A 2,447-nucleotide genomic window follows, 5' to 3' on the forward strand; every position below is an offset into this window, starting at 1 on the left:
CGTGGCGATCGGCCTCGCGCCGAGCGCGCGCGACCGCGGCGACGCGGCGCGCGACGCCTCGGACCTGGTCGCCCGTCGCGATCGCACCTTCGCCGAGGTCCAGGAGCACTACTACGACGCACCGCCGCGCATCGAGCGCGGGTGGCGGGAGCACCTCGTCGGCACCGACGGGCGCGTCTACCTCGACATGGTCAACAACGTGACGCCGCTCGGCCACGGCCACCCCGCGCTGGCCGCCGCGGTCGCGAAGCAGCTGCGCACGCTGAACACGAACTCGCGGTTCAACTACGGCGCGGTCGTCGAGTTCTCCGAGAGCCTCGCGGCGATGGCGCCCGACCCCCTCGACACCGTCTTCCTCGTCAACTCCGGTTCGGAGGCGACCGACCTCGCGATCCGCGTCGCCCTGGCCGCGACCGGGCGCCGCGACGTGGTCTCGGTGCTCGAGGCCTACCACGGCTGGACCTACGCGTCCGACGCCGTGAGCACGTCCACGGCCGACAACCCGAACGCGCTCGCCAGCCGGCCCGACTGGGTGCACGCGGTCGAGGCCCCGAACCCGTTCCGCGGCCGGCACCGGGGCGAGGAGGCCGCGCGGTACGCGCCCGAGGCGGCCGAGCGCATCCGGGAGCTCGCGGCATCCGGTCGACCGCCCGCGGCGTTCATCGCCGAGACCTTCTACGGCAACGCGGGCGGCATCCCGCTGCCCGACGGCTACCTCGCCGAGGTGTACGCGGCCGTCCGAGAGGCGGGCGGACTCGCGATCGCCGACGAGGTGCAGGCCGGCTACGGCCGGCTCGGCCGGTGGTTCTGGGGCTTCGAGCAGCAGGGCGTCGTGCCCGACGTCATCGCGGTCGCGAAGGCCGCCGGCAACGGCTACCCGGTCGGCGCGGTCATCACGACCCGCGAGATCGCGGCGCGGTTCCGCACCCAGGGGTACTTCTTCTCGTCGACCGGCGGCAGCCCGGCCTCGAGCATCGCGGGGCTCACCGTGCTCGACGCGTTCCGCGACGAGGGGCTGCAGCGGAACGCGGCCGAGACGGGCGCGCACCTGAAGTCGCGGCTCGAGGCGCTCGCGGAGCGCCATCCGCTCATCGGGGCCGTCCACGGCCTCGGGCTCTACCTCGGCGTCGAGTTCGTCCGCGACCGCGCGACCCTCGAGCCCGCCACCGAGGAGACGGCCGCGATCTGCGACCGGCTGCTCGAGCTCGGCGTCATCATGCAGCCGACCGGCGACCACCAGAACGTGCTCAAGGTGAAGCCGCCGCTCGTGGTGACGCGCGAGAGCGCCGACTTCTTCGTCGCCATGCTCGACCGGGTGCTCGCAGAGGGCTGGTGAACGCAGGGCGCCGGTGACCGCCGGCGACGGCACGAGAGGGCGCCACGGGTGCCGTCGACGCGCCTCGCAGGCACACCCGCACCGCCCGCGGATAGCCCCTTGACACCGTGGGGGCCGCGTCGCACGCTGCGAGCATGAGGCGCACGGAACCGCTCCCGGCGGCGTGCGCCCCGGACGGGAGCGACGATGACGACGTTCGGCATCGAAGAGGAGTTCTTCTTCCTCGACCCTGAGACGATGCTCCCCGCGGACATCGCGGAGGAGGTCCACGTTCGGCTCGCCGCGGACCCGCGCTGGGGCGAGCACGTGCACCCCGAGTTCCTCGCATCGCAGGTCGAGTTCGCGACGCCGGTGTTCGACAGCCTCGCCGAGGCGGCGGATCAGCTGGTCGCCTTCCGCCGCGAGGTCGACGCCGACGCGGGCCGCCACGCGGTCTGCGTCGCGAGCATCGGCACCTCGCCCGACGCGCCCCGGTTCCCGTCGATCACCGACACGGATCGCTATCACCGGATCGTGCGCGACATGGCCGGCATCATCGCCGACCACCAGATGAGCGGTCTCCACGTCCACGTCGGCATCCCGAGTCGCGAGCACGGCATCGCCGCGATGAACGCCGTGCGACCCTGGTTGCCGCTGCTCACCGCGATGACGGGGAACTCGCCCCTCTGGCGCGGAGCCGTCACCGGCTACGAGAGCTGGCGCACCGTGCAGCTGCGCCGGTGGACGACGGCCGGGTGCCCGCCCCGATTCGCGGATGCCGCGGAGTACGACCGCCGCATCCACGACATGCTCGGCTTCGGCGGGCTCGTCGAGCTCGCGCTGATCGCGTGGAACGTGCGCCTCTCCGAGCACGTGCCGACGATCGAGTTCCGGATGGCCGACGCGCAGCTCACCGCGGACGACACGCTGCTCGTCGCGGCCCTGTGCCGGGCCCTCGTCATGCGGGCGATCGACGAGCACGACCGCTTCGGCGCCGACCCCGCGGTCGCCCGTCCACTGCGGTCGCTCGACGAACCCGACCCCGACGTGCCGCCCGAGCTCCTGAGTGCGGCGACGCTGCACGCGGCGCACGCCGGCCTGTCGGGCGGCGCGTTCGATCCCGCGAGCGGTC

2 protein-coding genes are annotated in these 2,447 nt (G+C 73.6%); both read left to right on the forward strand.

Features of this window, described 5'->3' with window-relative positions:
• A partial coding sequence (locus ESO86_RS15490) for an aminotransferase class III-fold pyridoxal phosphate-dependent enzyme (protein ID WP_129235771.1) occupies positions 1-1,336 on the forward strand: 1,336 nt, incomplete at its 5' end.
• A 186-nt stretch (positions 1,337-1,522) separates the two neighbouring features.
• Positions 1,523-2,447, forward strand: a 925-nt coding sequence (locus ESO86_RS15495) for a carboxylate-amine ligase (protein WP_129235772.1), incomplete at its 3' end; no start/stop codon positions are given.

The organism is Agromyces binzhouensis, from assembly GCF_004135055.1.
Taxonomy (GTDB): Bacteria; Actinomycetota; Actinomycetes; order Actinomycetales; family Microbacteriaceae; genus Agromyces; species Agromyces binzhouensis.